The sequence below is a fragment of the Collinsella sp. Sow4_D11 genome (genome assembly GCF_052116465.1).
Classification (GTDB): Bacteria; Actinomycetota; Coriobacteriia; order Coriobacteriales; family Coriobacteriaceae; genus Collinsella.
The window spans coordinates 146995-165539 of sequence record NZ_JBQKLA010000001.1 but is presented as its reverse complement, the minus strand read 5'-3'; the positions used below and the strand labels follow the sequence as shown (position 1 = coordinate 165539).

Annotated in this window: 14 protein-coding genes; 1 reads left to right on the top strand and 13 read right to left on the bottom strand. The window is 58.9% G+C overall.

Translation table 11 applies throughout. The annotated features are described in order from the left end of the window. The 7 genes from cas6e to ACTQ40_RS00665 all read right to left on the bottom strand — a co-directional run bounded on the left by cas6e (position 1) and on the right by ACTQ40_RS00665 (position 9535). Positions 1–762 (bottom strand): type I-E CRISPR-associated protein Cas6/Cse3/CasE, encoded by a 762-nt coding sequence (cas6e, locus tag ACTQ40_RS00695; RefSeq protein ID WP_441563094.1) that lies wholly within the window; start codon positions 760–762, stop codon positions 1–3. 3 nt (positions 763–765) lie between these two features. Further along, on the bottom strand, positions 766–1521 hold the full coding sequence (gene cas5e / locus ACTQ40_RS00690) for a type I-E CRISPR-associated protein Cas5/CasD (protein ID WP_441563093.1): 756 nt from the start codon (positions 1519–1521) through the stop codon (positions 766–768). A 2-nt stretch (positions 1522–1523) separates the two neighbouring features. Next, positions 1524–2669, bottom strand: coding sequence for a type I-E CRISPR-associated protein Cas7/Cse4/CasC (gene cas7e, locus ACTQ40_RS00685; protein WP_441563092.1), 1146 nt, complete (start codon positions 2667–2669; stop codon positions 1524–1526). A 32-nt stretch (positions 2670–2701) separates the two neighbouring features. Continuing rightward, positions 2702–3346 carry a type I-E CRISPR-associated protein Cse2/CasB gene (gene casB / locus ACTQ40_RS00680; protein WP_441563091.1) on the bottom strand — a complete coding sequence of 215 codons (645 nt, stop codon included), beginning with the start codon at positions 3344–3346 and terminating at the stop codon, positions 2702–2704. A gap of 2 nt (positions 3347–3348) precedes the next feature. Next, positions 3349–5007, bottom strand: coding sequence for a type I-E CRISPR-associated protein Cse1/CasA (gene casA, locus ACTQ40_RS00675; RefSeq protein ID WP_441563090.1), 1659 nt, complete (start codon positions 5005–5007; stop codon positions 3349–3351). Then, positions 5004–7949, bottom strand: a complete 2946-nt coding sequence (gene cas3 / locus ACTQ40_RS00670; RefSeq protein ID WP_441563089.1) for a CRISPR-associated helicase Cas3' — start codon at positions 7947–7949, stop codon at positions 5004–5006. Before cas3 ends, casA begins: the two co-directional genes overlap by 4 nt. A gap of 251 nt (positions 7950–8200) precedes the next feature. Continuing rightward, on the bottom strand, positions 8201–9535 hold the full coding sequence (locus ACTQ40_RS00665) for a hypothetical protein (RefSeq protein ID WP_441563088.1): 1335 nt from the start codon (positions 9533–9535) through the stop codon (positions 8201–8203). Between the two features lie 218 nt (positions 9536–9753). Between ACTQ40_RS00665 and ACTQ40_RS00660 the strand changes: the two genes are divergently transcribed. Continuing rightward, on the top strand, positions 9754–10935 hold the full coding sequence (locus tag ACTQ40_RS00660; protein WP_441563087.1) for a cation diffusion facilitator family transporter: 1182 nt from the start codon (positions 9754–9756) through the stop codon (positions 10933–10935). 110 nt (positions 10936–11045) lie between these two features. On the opposite strand, the gene ACTQ40_RS00655 is transcribed toward ACTQ40_RS00660, so the two are convergent. The 6 genes from ACTQ40_RS00655 to ACTQ40_RS00630 all read right to left on the bottom strand — a co-directional run bounded on the left by ACTQ40_RS00655 (position 11046) and on the right by ACTQ40_RS00630 (position 18512). Further along, the gene (locus tag ACTQ40_RS00655) at positions 11046–12002 is read right to left on the bottom strand and encodes a hypothetical protein (protein ID WP_441563086.1); all 957 of its coding nucleotides are present in this window, start codon (positions 12000–12002) and stop codon (positions 11046–11048) included. A gap of 180 nt (positions 12003–12182) precedes the next feature. Continuing rightward, positions 12183–13850: a formate--tetrahydrofolate ligase gene (locus ACTQ40_RS00650; RefSeq protein WP_195361069.1), complete on the bottom strand. Its 1668-nt coding sequence runs from the start codon at positions 13848–13850 to the stop codon at positions 12183–12185. Between the two features lie 146 nt (positions 13851–13996). Further along, positions 13997–15064, bottom strand: a complete 1068-nt coding sequence (gene ruvB / locus ACTQ40_RS00645; RefSeq protein WP_427717818.1) for a Holliday junction branch migration DNA helicase RuvB — start codon at positions 15062–15064, stop codon at positions 13997–13999. Continuing rightward, positions 15064–15684, bottom strand: a complete 621-nt coding sequence (ruvA, locus tag ACTQ40_RS00640) for a Holliday junction branch migration protein RuvA (RefSeq protein ID WP_154515896.1) — start codon at positions 15682–15684, stop codon at positions 15064–15066. Before ruvA ends, ruvB begins: the two co-directional genes overlap by 1 nt. After that, positions 15684–16205 carry a crossover junction endodeoxyribonuclease RuvC gene (gene ruvC / locus ACTQ40_RS00635; RefSeq protein ID WP_035137351.1) on the bottom strand — a complete coding sequence of 174 codons (522 nt, stop codon included), beginning with the start codon at positions 16203–16205 and terminating at the stop codon, positions 15684–15686. Before ruvC ends, ruvA begins: the two co-directional genes overlap by 1 nt. A gap of 294 nt (positions 16206–16499) precedes the next feature. Further along, positions 16500–18512: a hypothetical protein gene (locus ACTQ40_RS00630; protein WP_441563085.1), complete on the bottom strand. Its 2013-nt coding sequence runs from the start codon at positions 18510–18512 to the stop codon at positions 16500–16502. Positions 18513–18545 lie beyond the last annotated feature (33 nt).

Below are 18545 nucleotides of genomic sequence, written 5' to 3'. Positions count from 1 at the left end.
TCACCTATCAAGTGGAACCAGCGTGAGAAGGCCGCATCCGAATCCTTTGGCATGCCCGATGCCACACACAAGCGCATGGCGCAAGGCATCAGCATCGGTCACGCGCAACACGCCATCGTACTGGGCGCGCGTAAAGGTGACTTTGTTTCCTTGGACACCCTTGGTAAACGAGATTCTGTTGGAATTACTAACAATCAAGCTTGGACAGCCCTCATCGTCGCTCAAAACCTCAAAACCATTCCTTTGGGCACGTGATCCCCGCTCGGGCGCAAAAATGCCTGGCACTTCCTTGTCGGCGCCCTTATATGCTTGAGCTCCAACGAGCCAGGCAGTTTGCTCCAGAATGGTCAGGTGGCCAATTCTATTTCTCTTAGGTTCGCCCTCGCTGTTTAGCAGGTCGCTTTTGCCGCCACGCGTGCTTCTGTTGAGCGACGGATTCGCTACCAAGCGAAACGAATAGGTCTGTCCGTTCGAGATGCGCCCCAAAAACGGATCGTATCCGCGCGTGCCCCACTGCGGTTCGCAGTCGGGCCACCCGATTTGTTCATCAAGCCCTACCAAGCTCGGCTTGCCGGGGCTCACGATATAAAGGCGAGAACCCCCATCAGGCATTCTATCCACGCGCCAAAGCACGCGGCCGTCCCCGCTCGTCTGAGAAAAGGGGAAGCTGCCTGCAATCGCCGCATGCATGCGATAGGGCGAGGCGAGCATCGCACGCGACTCCCTCCGCGTCATATTGATGGGAAACTGGGTAAAGAACATCGGCTATACCTCCTTTCCTAGAGCAGACCAAGGGTCATGGTCGGCCTGCGCGCCAACATATTTCGGGTTCCTAACCGTTGCTGTTGTATGGGCAACAGTACGAAAGCTGTATTGGCGATGCTCCTGCGAAAAGCTGATGGGCACGTCGCGCAGCGGAACATCGTAGCCCTCGCCTTCGTCAGAACCCTGCTTATCGTAGAGAATCTCCAGGTCAACGCTTTCTTTACCGCGGAACTTCCAGTTGCCCTGATATCTCTCGCTTGCTTCCCAGGGATGACTGCGCAAAGCTTGGAGCAACGTTACATTCTCAAACAGTCCAATAAGCACTCTGCACGCGGGCGGACAGGAACGGCGACCTAAAAACAGGGGAAACGCCGGAGCGTCAAGCGTCTCGGCGCACCTTTGCAAGAGTCCCAAATCGCCCTCAAGGGCCGCAACAAACACAGCATCGGCCAGATAATGCCGACGAGTTAAAGGCAGGGCATCGCCCGACACCCATCGAGCGCTCTGCGAGTCCCACTTTCGTTTGTGCTCGGTTTGAAAGTCACTTAGAAACGTTCCTGGCTGATCGATACGCACGCCAAAGCGTAGTGCCGCAAGGTCATCAACGGGATCTGTTCGGTAACGACCCAAGGCTGCGGCAAGCAGACCTACAACGCCGCTCTTCGTCGGCTCGTGCTCTGTTCCGCGCTCGGTGAACCTACTCGAAGACCCCCACGATTGTAGCGGACCCGCCAATTTGAGCAGCAGGACCGCCATAGCTAGTCCACCTCTTCGGTTTGGTGGCCATTTTCGGCCAGATAAGCAGCACACGCTTGCGAGATTTGCGCAATTGCGGCGTCAAGATCACATGCCCCTTCGACACCCATGGCACTGGGAAGAGACTGCGCATCCGGAGATGCAGTTATAACGAACGTCTTTTGCGGGGTCGTTCCAAACGCCTTGTCAACCGCCTCTTCCTGCTTGGCCAAACGCTCACAGCCAATTTCAATCTGGTTTTTCCCATGCGATGCCTCAACAGGTTTTTCAAAGGCATTCACCAAGCTCACTGGTTGCGTATCCCTCAGTTGAAGGACAACCGCTCCGGGGAGCGTGCGGTTTGCAAACGAATTCTGCTTTCCCGTGGGCATGGAAGTAATGAATGCCTTCAAAAACGCCTCGATGCCGCGGCAAGCAACCGCAGCCGAACCGAGATTTTTACACAGATGCAACACATCAATAGTTGCATAGCGATACATCGTCGATGACGTGAACTCTGTTGTCTCAATCATTGCTGCGCCCGCATTGTCTTCGGGCGAGCAATCGTCAAGAGCGGTGAAATAATCGAACTCTGGGTTCATCTTCCCAATGCCAATGGCATGGGCGACTTGAACAGAGGCATCGACGTTCAAATCAGGTGCATCCGCCACCATACGACCGAACATTGCCACATCGATGCTGTTAAGCGTCGGTTTCTTCTTGATATCAAGAATTTCCTTAGCAAGCCTCTTGTCGACATCCGCGCCCGCTTCAAAAGCCTGCGCCGCCAACGATGCAAGGGCTTTGATCTGCCCTGAAGAAAGAAACAGCAAGTAGCCCGTTTCGCCATCTTTGACTTTGACGCCCGTTGCCGCCAAAGCCTTCTCGGCAGCAACTTCGGCCTGATCGTCTTCAATGTCCGGCAAAATAGCGGTCACGGCTTCCGCGATCAAGTTTGCTGCGTGCTTCGTACGCCAACCAAGACCGAACTCATCCAACAAATAGGAAAAACTATCGCGCGTGGCCTTCTTCCAAGCCTGGCTTGAGACCCTCGAGCGCTTGACTCCGCCGAAATATGCCGTTTTTGGACTACCCGTGTCATCTCGATTGATGTTGCTCGGGGGGACGGTCTGAAGGATGTGGATATCGATGAACTGAGGCTTTTTCATAGCAGGTCCTTTCTTGGTCATTTCCCCATCAACTACTCTTCCGAAGAGCTGGCATCGATGTCGGACTCGGCCTTTGGTATTCGACTATATTCACGCCCCCACGCAAGACGCACCTTATCTGCTGTATAGGGGCTTTGCAGTGTGTATAGTTGTGCTGCAAAACGCGCGTAATTAACGGGAATCTCGGCCGCTCGCAACTGCTGTATAAGCTGCCTTGCATAGTGAAGTGTCTCTTCCATGGAATCGGCCGTTATAAAAGCCCTGAACCTTCGAGGCATTTCGCCCTCTTCGAGATTCGAGTAACGCCCTTTATCACTCCGTACGAGCTGCCGCAGGGCTGCGCCAAACGAATGTTCATCACCAGGCACATACATTGGCTTGGTTTTGCCCTGTTGATGAACTGCATAGAGTGTAAGCGCGGCATGAACCGCTGTCTCGGCCCACGACGGTTCGGCGCCTCTCCCCACAAGCTCAGCAGGCAGGCCCTCGAACTCAAGCGACCATGCATCTGCATTTGAGCCTATGGGCAAAAGAAGCGCATGGCGCAATGTTGCCAGCTTTCGTGCTCCTCGTGGTTTTCCGCTGGCAGACAGATAGTCGTTTTGGATAGAGCATATGCGCCCGTGCACGAATGCGAGCATAAGCTGCTCTAGCTTTTGCGCGCCGTTTTCCGTCATATCTAAACCTCCTTATCTCTAGGTTCGTCTTCTTCAAGCGGCAGATACTTTTTTAGGGCAGTGTCGAGCATTGCCTTGGCTCGCGATGCCGTCATCCACCCGTTTATCTTGCCTGTTTTCATAGGAGCTCCAACGATTGCCTCTGGGCCAGCCTCGCGAAGAAGGGCGCTGGCATTTGCTTCGATAATCGCGCGGGCAGTGCGGCGCCACCGCTTCCGTTCAACTTCCGCGTTGCTGCTCTCGTTAAGGCCGGCAAGCCATTGACGAAACGGCATATCAATCTCGAAGAAAGTACGCGTCTCCGCTCTCTCTTTCGCGCCCTTAAGCTCATCTGCCCCATTTCCTCCAGACGCTACACAGAGGTTTGCGGCAAAGGTACCCAAAGTAAAAACCGAGTCCGACGTTGAAGAAGCAAGGCTTTTGGCAAGAGCAGCCAAGTCTTTCCCTTCGCTTGACAGGAGAAATGCGCTCAACTTAACCGTGTCATTGATGACATTGGAGACGACTGAGTTTTGTGTACCATATTCCATTCCAATCGCGTGGACTTGAATAAGCGCATCATCGAGCTGACATCCCGCATCTCTGCTCGCAAGATAAGAGACCCAACCTTTCAGCCCGGACCCAAGAACGGTTGAGTCCGCTTCTGGCGAACTGACGCCAAACACGGAATCGAGACCTCGCCAGAGGGCTCTTCTGGGCTGATGCGTCTTGGGCAGGTAAACGAGAGGCAGTTTCAACTGTCTTTCCTGGTTCGGACTACGCCTCCATGCCGTCATGGGTTCATAGTCCTGACGGTTAATCTGCGCCAGCTTGTCGCCGTTCGTCAAAACCACGGCAACCACGTAGCCGCTCTCAGGAATCAAACGAACTCTTCGAGCTTGCCACGTGTATAGATCAAGCCTACCAGTCGGAGCAAGGTCATCGACTCCGGCGGGCGCCGTCGACTTCTCCCAACAGGGCAAATCATCGTCCGAAAACAGCTCGTTTATCTCATCGCCACACAGAATAGAATTAAGCAAGAGGGTTTCTTTAAGCGAAGGGCCCTCAAAACACAACCCTCCTAAACAGCCCGACCATCCGGTACCAATTGGATAGCTCTTCCCTTTCTTAACGCGCGCATCGCCAACCGTTCCGCTTTTAATGCCAGCAGTATCAAAAGCGTGAACGTGAATAAGCCAGCGCGCGGATTCCGAGAAAGTCAGACGATCCGCCCCCTCACCGGATCGAAGCGAAAAGAGCGTATCCCCATCCGGTATGTCAGCGATCACCTTTCTTATTTCAGAGAACTCGTTCTTTGCCGTATGCAGACCAGCGACCTGCATAAAAGGCTGTTCCTCGTCAAACAAATCGAAACGATGGTGCCACTCGTCGAGGTATTCGTGAATCTGGTCGATGGGCAGTTCGTGCGCACGCCATAGGCGCCCCCAAACCTCCGCTGGAACGTCGTCATCGTCGAGCGTCGGAGAAATTGCCCTTTGCAGCACTGCCAGCAAAACGCGCAGAATCGCAAAATCCTGTGTGGGTAGATCGTTAGCCAAGCACTTGATGCTTGACGCTTGCTCAAATAGCTCGAGCAGTGATACCTCGCGCGTCGCCCCGCCCAAATCGCGAACGCAGATCCATGGTTCGTCCACGAGGTTAAAACTCACATTCTGGCTCATTGCGCATCTCCTTTCTTCCTCACTGTTTCAACAAGTTCAAGCCCGGCCTTACGCGAATAGTGCATGCGATAGATAGCATCTTTCGTTTCTATTACCGTATCTAGGTTTGAATCAAACGCCAAGACCAGTTGACCTTGAAGCCATCTTGACTCTTGCCATCTGAGCGCCTGAGATTTTGTCTCCAGGGCATCAATTACCTGCTCAGACGATAGCCAGAATGGCAGGCTCACGGTACAACTCGCCGCAAGGCGGGCAACCTCATCGTCAGGCGCTTCACTTCCATCCCCTAAATAGCCCTGACACGGACGGCTCCCCTTTATGTCGGTGACCCAGGGAAGCAGCGTGAAACCGTCGGTGCCTACTTGGACCGCAATAACCTCAACCGTGTCACCAGAATCGCGAACGGCAGCGCGTGCTTTTGTCTCGTCTGAAAGCGAGAAGGTTTCATTCAGCCAGCCAATAAGACTTTGCGTCCCCTTCTGTGGCTTGCTCAGAAGCCAGGCATTTGCCTTGAACTGCTTGTTCTCTTTTGCCTTCTCCAGCTCTTCTTCTGCGCTTTGCAAAGCATGAACCCATTCCGGTGCTGCGCCCGCATCGCACAACTCTTCCGCCGCAATGCTTCGTGAATACGTCTGCTCGACAAGGCCAGCAATATCGTGAGGCAGATTGACCATAGCCGTCCCCCCATCGGTACTCTTTGCCCTCAGCGAAAGCAAGCTGCGCAAAAGCATCGCAGGGTGATAGACCTTCTCTATACCCCCATTCACCTTAGGCGGAGCAGTCGCCCAGTCCTCGATGCCCGTGATAAAGCAACGTGCTTGCCTGAGCTTCTCCGGACGCTGTCCCTGATTTTCCCCGCGTTCATGGCGGTGAAGGCGTCCCATTCGCTGCAGCAAAAGGTCGATAGGGGCTACATCGGTGATCATTACATCGAAATCAATGTCAAGGGATTGCTCGATCACCTGCGTGCCCACAACGATGAGCTTGCCGGGCCTATTGGCGGGATCGGGACCAAGCAGTCGCAGCAGTTCCGCATCGTTTTCCATGCGATCGACGGCAATGAAGCGCGAATGGACGAGCTTCACGCACGAATCGCCAAAGGCAGTCTTCAACTGCTCGTAGGCGCTTTGGGCACGGGAAACCGTGTCTCGCAACACGCATGCGCAACCGCCATCGGACAATAAGTCCTCCAGTTGCGCAACCAGCGTAGCATCGTCGTCTTCCAATCGTTCGATAATAACGTTTGTTCCGGTCGAAGGGTCATCGCATACTCGGTACATGCTATCGTCTAGCGCTCCATTTCGGGTTGCCGCTGTAACGAGCGGGTACGATGGCTCCCCCGGTGCTTTACGAGGAGCTTCCGGAATATCTTTCCGCTTCGATGCGCGACGAGTGGGTTTTCTATCCCTACCCCGATAGGCGTGGATAAGCTCGTTGCGGCGCTCAGCAGGAAGCGTTGCCGAAAGCAGTATGGTCGGCACGCCGTAAGCGCCAAGCCACGTGAGCACACGGTCAAGATAGACATTCATGTAGGCATCGTAGGCATGAACCTCATCGATTATGACAACCTTGCCGGCAAGGCCCAAGTGCCTAAGCTGCACGTGGCGCGCCTTAAGCGCCGCCATAAGCAGCTGGTCGACCGTGCCCACAACAAATGACGACAGGAGACCGCGCTTCCTTCCGCCAAACCACTGGTGCGCTGTCACATCTTCCTCAACGCTCTTTTTCGCGTCGTCCCCCATCCAAGTGTGTCCCCAGCTTCGCAGGCTGTCGTAGTCCGGGTTCAAAGCCGCCTTGCTATGCAAAAGTTGCATCGACTGCGTACTGCGGCCCCGCGAATCGGGAACGCACTCGAGCCAATCTTTAACGCGCTTGAACATCGCGTTGGAAGTTGCCATTGTCGGTAGAAGATAGGCGATTCCCCCAGCCCCGGTTTTCGGAGCCATAATCTCTGAGCACATCAGTGCGGCCTCTGTTTTGCCGTTGCCCATGGGCGCTTCGATAATGAGTAGCCCTGCGCCGTCCATGTCGGATGCCGCCTGCATCGCCTGCTCCTGCGCGGGTCGCAAGCTCGCATCCTCAGGAAGACCAATAAAGCGGTGATGAAACAGCTCTTGTCCCTCTTCCTTTACCGGCATCGCCTGCCACGCCGGGGGCAACGCCAGCGAAGCCCATGCGACATCGGTGCGCTTGATAAATTCGTCATAAGAGCCGATGCAAGAGTCAAGAGGGAACAGATCTGAATTTGAGGCAATCCAATCGGCAACGATAACCAGCGCAGAGACGAGTGCTTGTTCTGGTTGAGGAACAGGTGACGAGCTAAAGACACTCTCGAACTTCGCCATCCCCGACTCCTCAAACATCCAGTCAAGAAGCTCCTCTTGGACGGCACGCCAATCGTCATCACCCAAGTTCTCGTTAGGAAAATTACGCGATGCGCTCGTTATGCCGTCGAGCACGCTATCGGACGAAGGCGTGGTTCCATGATGCGCTCCCAGAATGCACCCGAATGTCCACGAGCAGTCCCAACCGCGTCCATCGAGCCAATCTTCGAGGATCACCTCACTCATGAAGGCGTGCGATGGAGGGTGGTTCATCATGCGGGGGCTCGGAACCTGAAGCCCCGCTTGTTCAACAAGTTCTGCCCGCTCCGAGACCTTGTACTGGAAGCCTGGCGTCGCCTTGCCAATGTCGTGGATACCAGCAAGCCAGGTAACGAGTGCCGCCGTTGCAGAGTCGTCACAGCCAAATGCGTTCACGATTTGGTACTTGACAGATTCCGGCAGCCATTCGTTCCAAAGCTTGCGCGCAACACCCGCAGAATCGACCATATGAACATAAAGAGGCGACCACAGGTTACGCTCTTCCGCGCCGCCGGTTTTTGCCCATAGTGCACGGGCACGTGAGCTTATGGGAATAGAGTCCATCATGGTCTTTTGCATTACTCTCCCATCCGCTTCTTCCTAGAACCCGAGAGGCTGGAAACGCTTTACGATTAGACTACTACCGCATACGGACATTTTTTAATAGCTATCGGCAGACGTAATGTTGCTCAACGTTCGTGCTATGAGCGTGAGCGTTTAATGGAGTGCCTGCGGGTCCTGCCGCCGCACAAAAACGGGGCGGCCCGCACCCCTGCGAGCCGCCCCGTAGCCCTAACCTTCAAGTTACAGCGCCAACCGGCACTACTCCCCTACTTCCCAAATAGCGCACCCAGCAGACCGCGGCGTTTGGACTTTTCCTCTCGGTAGGAACCATCGGCCGCCGCCACCTGCCGCGGCTGTTCACCGCCTCCATGGCGCACGATCTGGTACAGAAACGGCGATTTAACGTATTTGACCTCGATGGGCGTGGCGTGCACGGTGCTTTCGCTCGACAGCATCACGTTGGGATTGAGCGGTGCCACCACATGCGTCTCGCGCTTGTCGCTAAACACTACCGCGGCCGCGCGGCCCGTCTGGCCGTTTACGGCAATGCGCACCTGTTCGCCATCGCGGCTGTCCGTCGCCGGACGATCGACAAAGTAGACCGGCACCATCACCAAGCCGTCCTTATGCTTGCGGGCCTTGCGCGCCCACGTGCGGATACTCTTTTTATTGAGCCCCAGTACCGCCTCGGCATCGTTGCCGGCAATGTCGAGCGCCAGCTTATCAATGACCACCTGGTCCTTGGTAGACGCATCGACGGAGACAACGCGGAAGTCGCCTTCCTGCATGGCAGGATCGAACGGCCCCACCTTGCCAAAGTCCCACGGCTCCAAAATGCCCATAAGACGAACGTCCAGGTAGTTTGCCCGCGGATATGCCCAGTCGAGCACTTCGTAGTACACCAAGGTCTCCTTGCTCAGGCCCTTGCCCGGGAAGGACGCCATCATGCGCAAATCCGCGAGCGCCATGGGAAAGTAGAAGAGCATCATGTCGTTTTGGATCGCGTCTTCTACATCGTGACCGGCAAAGGCTTCCGCATACTGGCGCACCAGCTGAAGTGCGTTAGCACGTGCCTGCTGCGGCGAGATTTCGCAGGGAATACCCTGATCGGGTACATACTCCGCACCAACGCCCATGGTCAGGCGCTTGCTAAAGGCACCGGGCTTGAGTAGGTCTGCAACGCCGATCTTATTGCCGCAGGACGGGCACTCAAACACGCGCTGCGTTGACTCGCCTTCGAAGGATGCGCCACAGAAGGGGCACGGGATGCTCACGTGCGTGGCCTCCTGGAACTCCTGCGCCGTGCCGCGGTCCTCCCACAGTAGATGCTCCAGAACCGACTGGTTGCGCCAGTGCGCATGAAAGAAATACCAGTCGGGGTCCACCGGGCGCTCGAGCTGCGACACATGGGTGAGCTTAAGCAACCCATCGACAACCGTCAGCGACGCATGGCGAATGCCCAGGGCGCTCCTGGGCTCCCCCGCATCGGCCTGCCACGGAACGACCGTGCCGCAATAGGCGCACTCAAAGCTGCGTTGAGCCTGGTGTGAGTACATGGGACCGCCGCAGTTTTGGCATTTAATGGCAAACATCTCGTCCATGGATACGTCCTCCTTTACGCAGGGGCTGTCGACATTAAGTATGTCGGGCAGGCAGGCACAAGCCCATACCCATGTGGCCCAAAATGGAGCACCCGGTCGGACAAGAAGCCCCGCTCGTTAGCTCCAGCAGACCATTGCTGCATTTTCTGAGCATCGGCGCACGGCGCGCCCATGCGAGCTACACTATCCCCTTAAACGAGGATGCGAGGAGGTCCGCCATGCTATTTGTAAATCGGCTGGTACATACACTTGTTCCTGGCAGCGAGGGCGAGCCGGTCGATGCATCTTGTCGCACCAACGCGGGCTTTGCCGCAAGCCTCATCTGCATTGGCCTCAACATTACCCTGTGCCTGGCCAAGGGCATCGCGGGTCTGCTCGCCGGCTCTGTCTCGCTTGTCGCCGACGCCTTCAACAACCTCTCCGATGCCTCGAGCAACATTGTGAGCTTGCTCGGGTTCCGCCTTGCCAGCCGCCCGGCAGACGAAGGCCACCCCTATGGCCACGGCCGTTACGAATACCTCGCCGGCTTGTTTGTCGCCGTCCTCGTTTGTGCCGTCGGCATCAACCTGGTGCTCGAGTCCATTGCCAAGATCATCAAGCCCTCCCCCACCGCCTACACGCTGGTCTCCCTAGCAGCCCTCGTCTTGTCCATGCTCGTCAAATTATGGATGGCCGCATTCAACCGCGCGCTGGGCGACCGCATCGACTCGGAGACGCTCATCGCCACAGCGCAGGACTCCAAAAACGACGTCATCACCTCGGGCTCGGTCTTGGCGGCGGCGCTTATTTCGCAGACGACCGGCTTTGACCTCGATGGCTGGGCAGGCCTGGGTGTGGGTATCTTCATCTGCATCAGCGGCATGGGCCTGGTGCGCGACGCCATCAGCCCGCTGTTGGGACAAGCGCCCGACCCCAAGCTCGTCCAGGAAATCCGCGACAAGATCATGTCGTACCCCCAGGTCTTGGGCACACACGACCTCATGGTGCACGACTACGGCCCCGGCCGTCAGTTTGCCAGCGCACACGTGGAAATGCCCGGCGAGGGCGATGCCTTTGAGCACCACGAGATCCTGGACACCATCGAACACGATATTAAACGCCAGATGGGCATCGACATCACGCTGCACTGCGACCCCATCGCCACCACCGGCGACGACCTGCGCGGCTGGGTCAAGCGTGGCGTCATGCAGATCGATCCCGCGCTCTCCATCCATGACCTGCACGAGCACGACGGGTTCGTTTCGTTTGACCTGGTGCGTCCCGACGGCTTTCGCATCTCCGACGACGAGCTGTTGGAGCGCGTAACGCATATCGTGCACGAGCGCAGGCCCGATGCATCATGCGTTGTCACGTTTGACTCGGGCTTTAGCTCGCCCGACCGTCCGGCCGAGCAGTTGTAATCGACAGCAAAACGGGACGCAGGACCGCCGACCAACGCGCATATGCGCCCGGTCACGCGATCCTACGTCCCGTTTTTGTTTGCACCGCTAAGGCTCTAGCCGCTCGGCCGCTAGTTTCCCTGCGCGCCCGAAATGCCATTTTGCAGGGCATCCCAGGCGTTCGTTGCCATATCACCCAGATTCTGAGCAGTATCACCGAGGTTCTGGGCTGTGTCGCCCAGCTCTTGGGCCTTATCCCCAAGCTCCTGCGCCTTGTTGCTCAGGTCCTCCAGCGTGTTGGAGCTCGAGCTGTCCGTGGTGCCCTGGTCGCCGGACGCATTGCCCGACGAGCCGTCCTTGCGCGTAAGCTGGACCTCAAGGTTGCCGTCAGCGTTGTAGTAGGCAGATGTGACGACCCAGTTGGCATCGACGACGGGCGTCGAGCCGTCGTCGGTCAGAATCACGGCATTCGAAAGATCGGCCCCGCGCGACTTGAGAATCTTTTTGGCGTTAGACCAATATTGCCCCGGGATATCGCTCAGGTCGACGGTGCCGGACTGGGCAGTCTCGGTCTGCTCGGCCGTAGTATCAGTCGTGGCGCCCCGCTTGTTGAGCATGCCCGACACGATGGCAAACACAACCGACAAGGCAAAGAAGATCGCCAGCACGATGAGGATCTTCTTAATCACGCTCGACGAACGCGAAGGCTTCTTCTCCTCGTCCTCGCCATACTGGGGGATGGACTTGGGATACTCACGATACGGCTCGCGCGCGCATCGGTCGTGCGACTCGTAGCGCGGCTGTGCCGTGCGCGGCATATATGTCGTCTGCTGAGGTTGTGGAATGGGATTTTGCAGCAGGTCATCATAAGGGTCTACCGCCGCGTTGCCGTAGGGGTTCTGCGATGAGACACCATGCGGGTCCTGCGCCGCGTTTCCGTAATTCACAACGCGCGTGGGATCGGCCGGCACCTGCGTCGTATCGGGGGCAGCGTAGCCGGGATTCGGCACGATACGGGTCGTGTCGGCGCTACCGCCGGCCTGTGCGGAGCCATATCCGCCCATCACGGTCGTCTTGTCCTGGTCCATGCAACGTTTCCTTTCCGTCGCCTGTAAGCATCAAGTTATCCATGCATTCTACCCGCGTACAAGCCTATGACAGGCTAAGCCCGTCGGTATCTACAAGACGTGTGCGGGCCTAAGGATCAAAAAAGCCCCGCCGGGCTTTAGGAGCACGGCGGGGCGGGCTAGCGGCTATGAGCAGCAGGCTTAGAACAGGCCGGTGATGTTGCCGTCGTTGTCGACGTCGATGTTCTCGGCCGCGGGAACCTTGGGTAGGCCCGGCATGGTCAGAACGCTGCCGGTCAGCGCGACCACAAAGTGGGCACCGGCGGAAACCTTGAGCTCGCGCACGGTGATGCGGAAGTTCTCGGGCGCGCCCAGAGCCTTGGCGTTATCGCTGAAGCTGTACTGGGTCTTGGCGACGCACACCGGCAGGTTACCAAAGCCGTTCTCGCGCAGCTCGGCGAGCTGGCGCTTGGCAGCCGGCGTAAAGTCGACGCCATCGGCGCGGTAGACCTTGGTGGCAACGGCCTCCAGGGCGTCGGCCACATCGGCGCCGTCCTCGTAGGCAAACTTGAGCTCGCTCGGCTGCTCAATCAGGCGCATGACCTCATCGGCCAGGTCGAGCGCGCCCTCGCCGCCCTTGGCCCAAACCTCGGACAGCTTAACGTTGACGCCGAGCTTCTGGCACTCGGACTCGATGAGCGCAAGTTCGGCCTCGGTGTCCGTCGGGAAGCGGTTGATGGCGACCACGCAGGGAAGACCATAGACGTTCTGGATGTTGTCGACGTGGCGCAGCAGGTTGGGCATGCCGGCCTTAAGGGCCTCGAGGTTCTCCTCGTTGAGGTCGGCCTTGGCGACACCGCCGTTGTACTTAAGCGCGCGGGCAGTGGCGACGACCACAACAGCGCTGGGACGAACGCCCGTCATGCGGCACTTGATATCCAGGAATTTCTCGGCACCCAGGTCGGCACCAAAGCCGGCCTCGGTAATGGCGACATCGCCAAAACGCATAGCCATACGCGTGGCCATGATGGAGTTGCAGCCGTGGGCGATATTGGCGAAGGGACCGCCGTGGACAAACGCAGGCGTGCCCTCGAGTGTCTGAACCAGGTTGGGTTTGAGCGCATCCTTGAGCAGGGCCGCCATGGCACCCTGAGCCTTAAGGTCGCGGGCGCGGACGGGCTCGCCGGCAAAGCTGTAGCCGACAACAATCTCGCCCAGGCGCTCCTTAAGATCGTTGATGCTCGTGGACAGGCACAAGATTGCCATGACCTCGGAGGCAACAGTGATGTCGAAGCCATCCTCGCGCGGCACGCCCTGGGCCTTGCCGCCAATGCCGTCGATAACATGGCGCAGCTGACGGTCGTTCATGTCGACAACGCGCTTCCAGGTGATGCGCTTAACGTCGATGCCGAGCTGGTTGCCCTGCTGAATATGGTTGTCGAGCATGGCGGCCAGCAGGTTGTTGGCGGCACCGATAGCGTGGAAGTCTCCGGTAAAGTGCAGGTTGATGTCCTCCATGGGGATGACCTGGGCCCAGCCGCCGCCGGCGGCACCGCCCTTGACGCCAAAGACGGGGCCGAGCGAAGGCTCGCGCAGGGCCACGGCGCTCTTGACGCCGCGACGGCGCAGGCCATCGGCCAGACCGATGGTCGTGGTGGTCTTGCCCTCGCCCGCAGGCGTGGGATTGATAGCGGTCACAAGGACAAGCTTGGCCTGGTGATCGGTCGGCTCGTTGAGCAGGGAATAGTCGACCTTAGCCTTGTCGAAGCCGTACGGAATCAGGTGCTTAACGTCGACGCCGGCGTTCTTGGCCACCTCGGTAATAGGTAGCGGCGTAACAGAACGTGCGATTTCGATGTCAGTAGGCATGGGCGGTCCTTTCGTTACCGGATGAGAAAAAGACCAATTCAGCATAGCACGGGCGCGCGATAGTAAAACGCCCATAACCGATGAACGGCGATATGTTTATCCAATGCCCAGCGATAGCCTACAGATGCGCTAAAACAAGCCCATTCCTACAGGGTCGGCTCGATACCCAAATGCTCGAATGTGCGAAGGGTTGCCTGACGGCCCTGCGGCGTGCGAATCATCAAGCCGCACTGCAACAGGTAGGGTTCGTAGACATCTTCGAGCGTACCCGGATCCTCGCCCACCGCGCTGGCAAGGGTCGTCAGGCCCACGGCACGGCCGGAGAACGTCTTGGCGAGCGTCTCCAAGATGCGAATGTCCATCCAGTCCAGACCAAGCTCATCAATCTCAAAGAACTCGAGCGCCTGACGGCAGATATCAAGCTCAATAGGACCGTTGCCGCGCACCTGGGCGTAATCGCGCACGCGCTTGAGCAGACGGTTAGCCAAGCGCGGCGTGCCACGCGAGCGTGAGCCGATCTCGAGCGCGCTCGGATGGTCTATTGTCACGCCCAAAATGGTTGCCGAGCGCGTCACGATCTGGGCAAGCTCCTCGATCGTGTAGTAGTCCAAGCGATACGAAATACCAAAACGGTCGCGCAGCGGGCCGGTCAGCATACCCGAGCGGGTCGTTGCCGCCACCAGCGTAAACTTGGGGATATCCAGGCGAATCGAGCGCGCCGCCGGACCTTTGCCAATCACGATATCGAGCGCAAAGTCCTCCATCGCGGGATACAGGACTTCCTCGACCGAACGGTTGAGGCGGTGGATCTCGTCGATAAACAGCACGTCACCCGGCTGCAAGTTGGTAAGGATGGCCGCCAGGTCGCCGGTGCGCGCGATGGCCGGGCCACTCGTCGTCTTAATCTGAGCGCCCAGCTCGTTGGCTATAACGGTGGCCAGCGTGGTCTTGCCCAGACCCGGAGGGCCCGAGAAGATCACGTGGTCGAGCGTCTCGCCACGGCTCTGCGCCGCCTCGATCAGCACGCGAAGGCTCTGCTTGATATGCTCCTGACCGCAGTAGTCGTCCAGGCGCTGGGGACGCAGGGTACGGTCGACATCGAGGTCCTCGGGCGTTAGCTCCGAGCCCACCATGCGCTCGCCATGCGCCATGGATGCCGCCGGCGAGTTGCCGGGCGTCGCCCACAGGTCCTGAGAGTCATCGGCTTCCCACATCACGCATCCATTCCGAGTCGCTTAAGCGCCGCGCCGAGCAGATCCTCGACACGCATATCTTGCCCATCATACCCGCTCAGAGCGACATCGGCCTCCTGCGGGCTAAAGCCCATGGAAAGGAGTGCCGCGCGAGCATCATCGATGGCCGAGGGAGCGGCAGCGGGCACGGGCATCGCAACCTGTCCGGGAATCACGTCGACCGGCACAAAGCCCTTATCCTTGGCAAAGGTACTCTTGAGTTCCAAGATGAGGCGCTGAGCTGTCTTTTTACCCACACCGGGTACCTTGGCCATGCCCTTGTCGTCCTCGGCCATCACCAGCGAATACAGCTGCCCCACGGTATAGGTGGAAAGCACGGCGAGCGCCAAGCGCGGGCCAACGCCCGAGACGGACACGAGCCGGTCGAACATTGTGCGCTCATCCTTTGAGGAAAATCCGAAAAGTGTCATGGCGTCCTCGCGCACCTGCATACGCGTGTAGAGGCGGACCTCGCCGCCGGGCGTCGGCAACGTGGCCGCAGTGCTGCCCGAGATGCCGAGCTCAAAGCCCACGCCCGACACATCGACGACAGCAGAGCTCATCGTGGCCTCGACAAGCGTTCCGTGGAGCTGGGAGATCATCAGTATCCGGTTCCTCTCTGTTGATAGAACTCGCCGCCGGTAAGCGCGCGGGTGCGGCTGAGGTTAACGTGGCAGATGGCGCAGGCCAGGGCATCGGCGGCATGGTCGGGGTGCGGGTCGTGATCGAGCTGCGTGAGCGTGCGCACCATGTAGGCGACCTGTCGCTTATCTGCGGCGCCGGTGCCCACAACAGCCTGCTTAATCTGCATGGGCGTGTATTCGCCAATCTCGAGCGCGCACTCCGAAAGCGCCACAAGCGCAGCGCCGCGGGCATGCGCCGTGGGGATGGCCGAACGAACGTTGGCGCCAAAGTAGATGCTCTCGATAGCAGCGGTATCGGGACGATAGCGTTCGACAACGCCCTTGAGGTCGCGGGCGATATGCGACAGGCGCACCGCGAGCGGACTTCCAGCACTGGTCTCGATGCAGCCATAGGCACGGCAGCGAACCTCGCCACGTCGCTCCTCGATAATCCCCCACCCCGTATGGGCCAAACCAGGGTCGATACCCAAGATAACCAAGCCAACCTCCCCTCGTCACAAGCGCAGCGCGAGGCAAGGCCCCACGCACTATTCACGAACGTCTGTTCTAGAATAACACAACAGCGACCGTATCTGGCAAGCAAGGTCGAACCATAGGTTGAGCATAAGTCAGCGAGCGAGTCCCTGCCGTGGCAAGGTGTCGCGAAAGAGGAGCGCCGCGTACTTCTGTACGCAAGCGACGGTTTGAGCGGCAGATGGCCCGGCAGGGGCTCGCGTAGCGTCGACTCGTTACGCGGTTTGGCAAAACCGCGTAACCTTGGCCCCATCCCCAGTTTAGTTCTGCGAGAAAAAAGGAAACTGACGGGGATCCACCGGCGGATGTGGCATCGGCGTACCCTGGGGACCGCCCTGCGGTCCGCCCTGGCCGCCCATCATCCTTTCGATGGCGTCCTGGACCTCGCCCTCGAACTTTTTCATTCCCTCGTGCAAACGACGCTGACCGTCCTCAGAGCGCAGCTCCTCCATCTGCTCGGGCGAAATACCCAACAGCTCACCCAACAGACCCATCATCTCACCGCGCATGCGATCGCCCGTATCGCTATCGGCAAAGCGGCGCACTTCGGCGCGCGCCAGTGAATCAACCGTCATGCGCTCCTTGCCGTTGAGCCCCAAATCGGACCACGCAAGCATGTACGGCCAAGCGCGCTCGGCAAACGAACGGGCCGAAACGATCGGCGCCGTCGGCAACATGCGACGGGCAGCCTCACCCTGTCGAATGAGCATCAGCAGCAGCGAGCAGGCCTCAGGCTTGCCAGCGGCCATCGGGATGTCGTCGAAAGATCGATTGCGGTCCACGTGCGCCTCGAGCGCGCCATCGACCTCACCCGGCTCAAGCCCGCCGAGCAGCTGTGCCGCGCGGTCGAGCATATCGACCGGACCGTCGAGCGTCGAGAGCGCCTGCGCCAGCACTCGCTCCATACAATCTTCCACCGCGTTGAGCGTCACGAGCTCTTGGGGCACCACGGCAGACGTGCGGTTGCGTACGCGCGCCACAAACTCAAGCGTCGACAGGTACACATCGCCAAAGGGCGCAAAGTCGCCCTGGTAGCCGCCGGACAGTGCGGGCGCCGCTAGCGCGTACTCGGTCTTGGAGATCGGGCTCAACGCCATGGCGCCCAGCTCGAGCGCCGTGTCCTCCAACATCAGGCCCAGCGCACGCGAGCGCAGACGCTCGGCATCGCCCGCCGACACGTCGCGATCGAGCACACGCGCCGCATCCGGTGCATCGCGCTCGACGGTGCGAATGTGCAGGCGCTCGGCAATCGCGCGGACGGCGGCACAGCGGGCAGCCTCGGCCTCTTCCTGAGCCGGCGTAAAGATACGGTTGCGCCCCAGCACAAGGCCAATCACATTACGCGGGCCCAGAGCGTCAACGGCAAGTGCCGCCAGCAGGGACGACGGCAAGTCACCCTCGAGTGCCACCACAGCACGCGACGCGCCGCGAGCGCGGGCGTTGTCGTGCACGGCGAGCACCAGCGCCTGCCACAGCCACTCCTCGGAACGAAACTCGGGCAGTTCGTGATCTTCCAGGGCATCGAGCATCACGCCGCGCTGAATCTCCTGAACCAGCAGGCTCTCCTCAAAACACGGCGCCTGGGCCACCACGCGACCGCAGTCGTCGAGCACAAACGAACCGCCGGTATACACCGACTCGTCGTACGCACCGACCGGCGCCATGCAGGCAAACCACACGCTGCGCTTAGATGCGATCTTGCGGTAGGCACCGCTGCGAACGGCGGCGATGGCGGCAGTCTCGCGGTCGGTCATGTCAAACGCGTTGAATTGGAAATACGCAATGAGGTCAACACCGGTCGGCAACATCTCGAGTTCGCGGTCCAAGTCAAAAATCACGGCGATGCGCACGCCGTCCACGTCGAACACCGGCGGTGCCCAGCGCGTGTCGTTGTTCTCGCCACGCTGCAGGGCAATGCTCGATCGCGCCGGCACCACATGACCGTCCTTGAGCATCATGTAGTCGAGCAGCGGCTGGCCCTCAAACGAAACCGCCGCGGGCACGATGCAGATCATATCGAGCTCTTGGATACGCTCGGCAACACCGGTCAGGCCTGTCAGCATGTCGTGCTCAAAGTCGGCAGTACCCATCAGGCCGCCGGGCAGAGCACCCATAAAGAGCGGAGCCGGGACGCACAGCACGCGCGCCCCGCGCTCGTGGGCCAGACGAGCCTGGTCCTCGATGCGACCGCAAATGCCCTCAATATCACCCAGGCGCATATCGATCTGTGCAAGTGCGAGCTTCATGGCCCAGCCCTTTCCGTCGTAAACCATCGAAACCGTAGTAAAAGCGCCGGCCGCATAATG

Bases quoted from the DNA above. Each gene is read 5' to 3' on its own strand.
- cas6e (WP_441563094.1), bottom strand. From the start codon at position 762: ATGTTCTTTACCCAGTTTCCCATCAATATGACGCGGAGGGAGTCGCGT.
- cas5e (WP_441563093.1), bottom strand. From the start codon at position 1,521: ATGGCGGTCCTGCTGCTCAAATTGGCGGGTCCGCTACAATCGTGGGGG.
- cas7e (WP_441563092.1), bottom strand. From the start codon at position 2,669: ATGAAAAAGCCTCAGTTCATCGATATCCACATCCTTCAGACCGTCCCC.
- casB (WP_441563091.1), bottom strand. From the start codon at position 3,346: ATGACGGAAAACGGCGCGCAAAAGCTAGAGCAGCTTATGCTCGCATTC.
- casA (WP_441563090.1), bottom strand. From the start codon at position 5,007: ATGAGCCAGAATGTGAGTTTTAACCTCGTGGACGAACCATGGATCTGC.
- cas3 (WP_441563089.1), bottom strand. From the start codon at position 7,949: ATGCAAAAGACCATGATGGACTCTATTCCCATAAGCTCACGTGCCCGT.
- ACTQ40_RS00665 (WP_441563088.1), bottom strand. From the start codon at position 9,535: ATGGACGAGATGTTTGCCATTAAATGCCAAAACTGCGGCGGTCCCATG.
- ACTQ40_RS00660 (WP_441563087.1), top strand. From the start codon at position 9,754: ATGCTATTTGTAAATCGGCTGGTACATACACTTGTTCCTGGCAGCGAG.
- ACTQ40_RS00655 (WP_441563086.1), bottom strand. From the start codon at position 12,002: ATGGACCAGGACAAGACGACCGTGATGGGCGGATATGGCTCCGCACAG.
- ACTQ40_RS00650 (WP_195361069.1), bottom strand. From the start codon at position 13,850: ATGCCTACTGACATCGAAATCGCACGTTCTGTTACGCCGCTACCTATT.
- ruvB (WP_427717818.1), bottom strand. From the start codon at position 15,064: ATGTGGGAAGCCGATGACTCTCAGGACCTGTGGGCGACGCCCGGCAAC.
- ruvA (WP_154515896.1), bottom strand. From the start codon at position 15,684: ATGATCTCCCAGCTCCACGGAACGCTTGTCGAGGCCACGATGAGCTCT.
- ACTQ40_RS00630 (WP_441563085.1), bottom strand. From the start codon at position 18,512: ATGGTTTACGACGGAAAGGGCTGGGCCATGAAGCTCGCACTTGCACAG.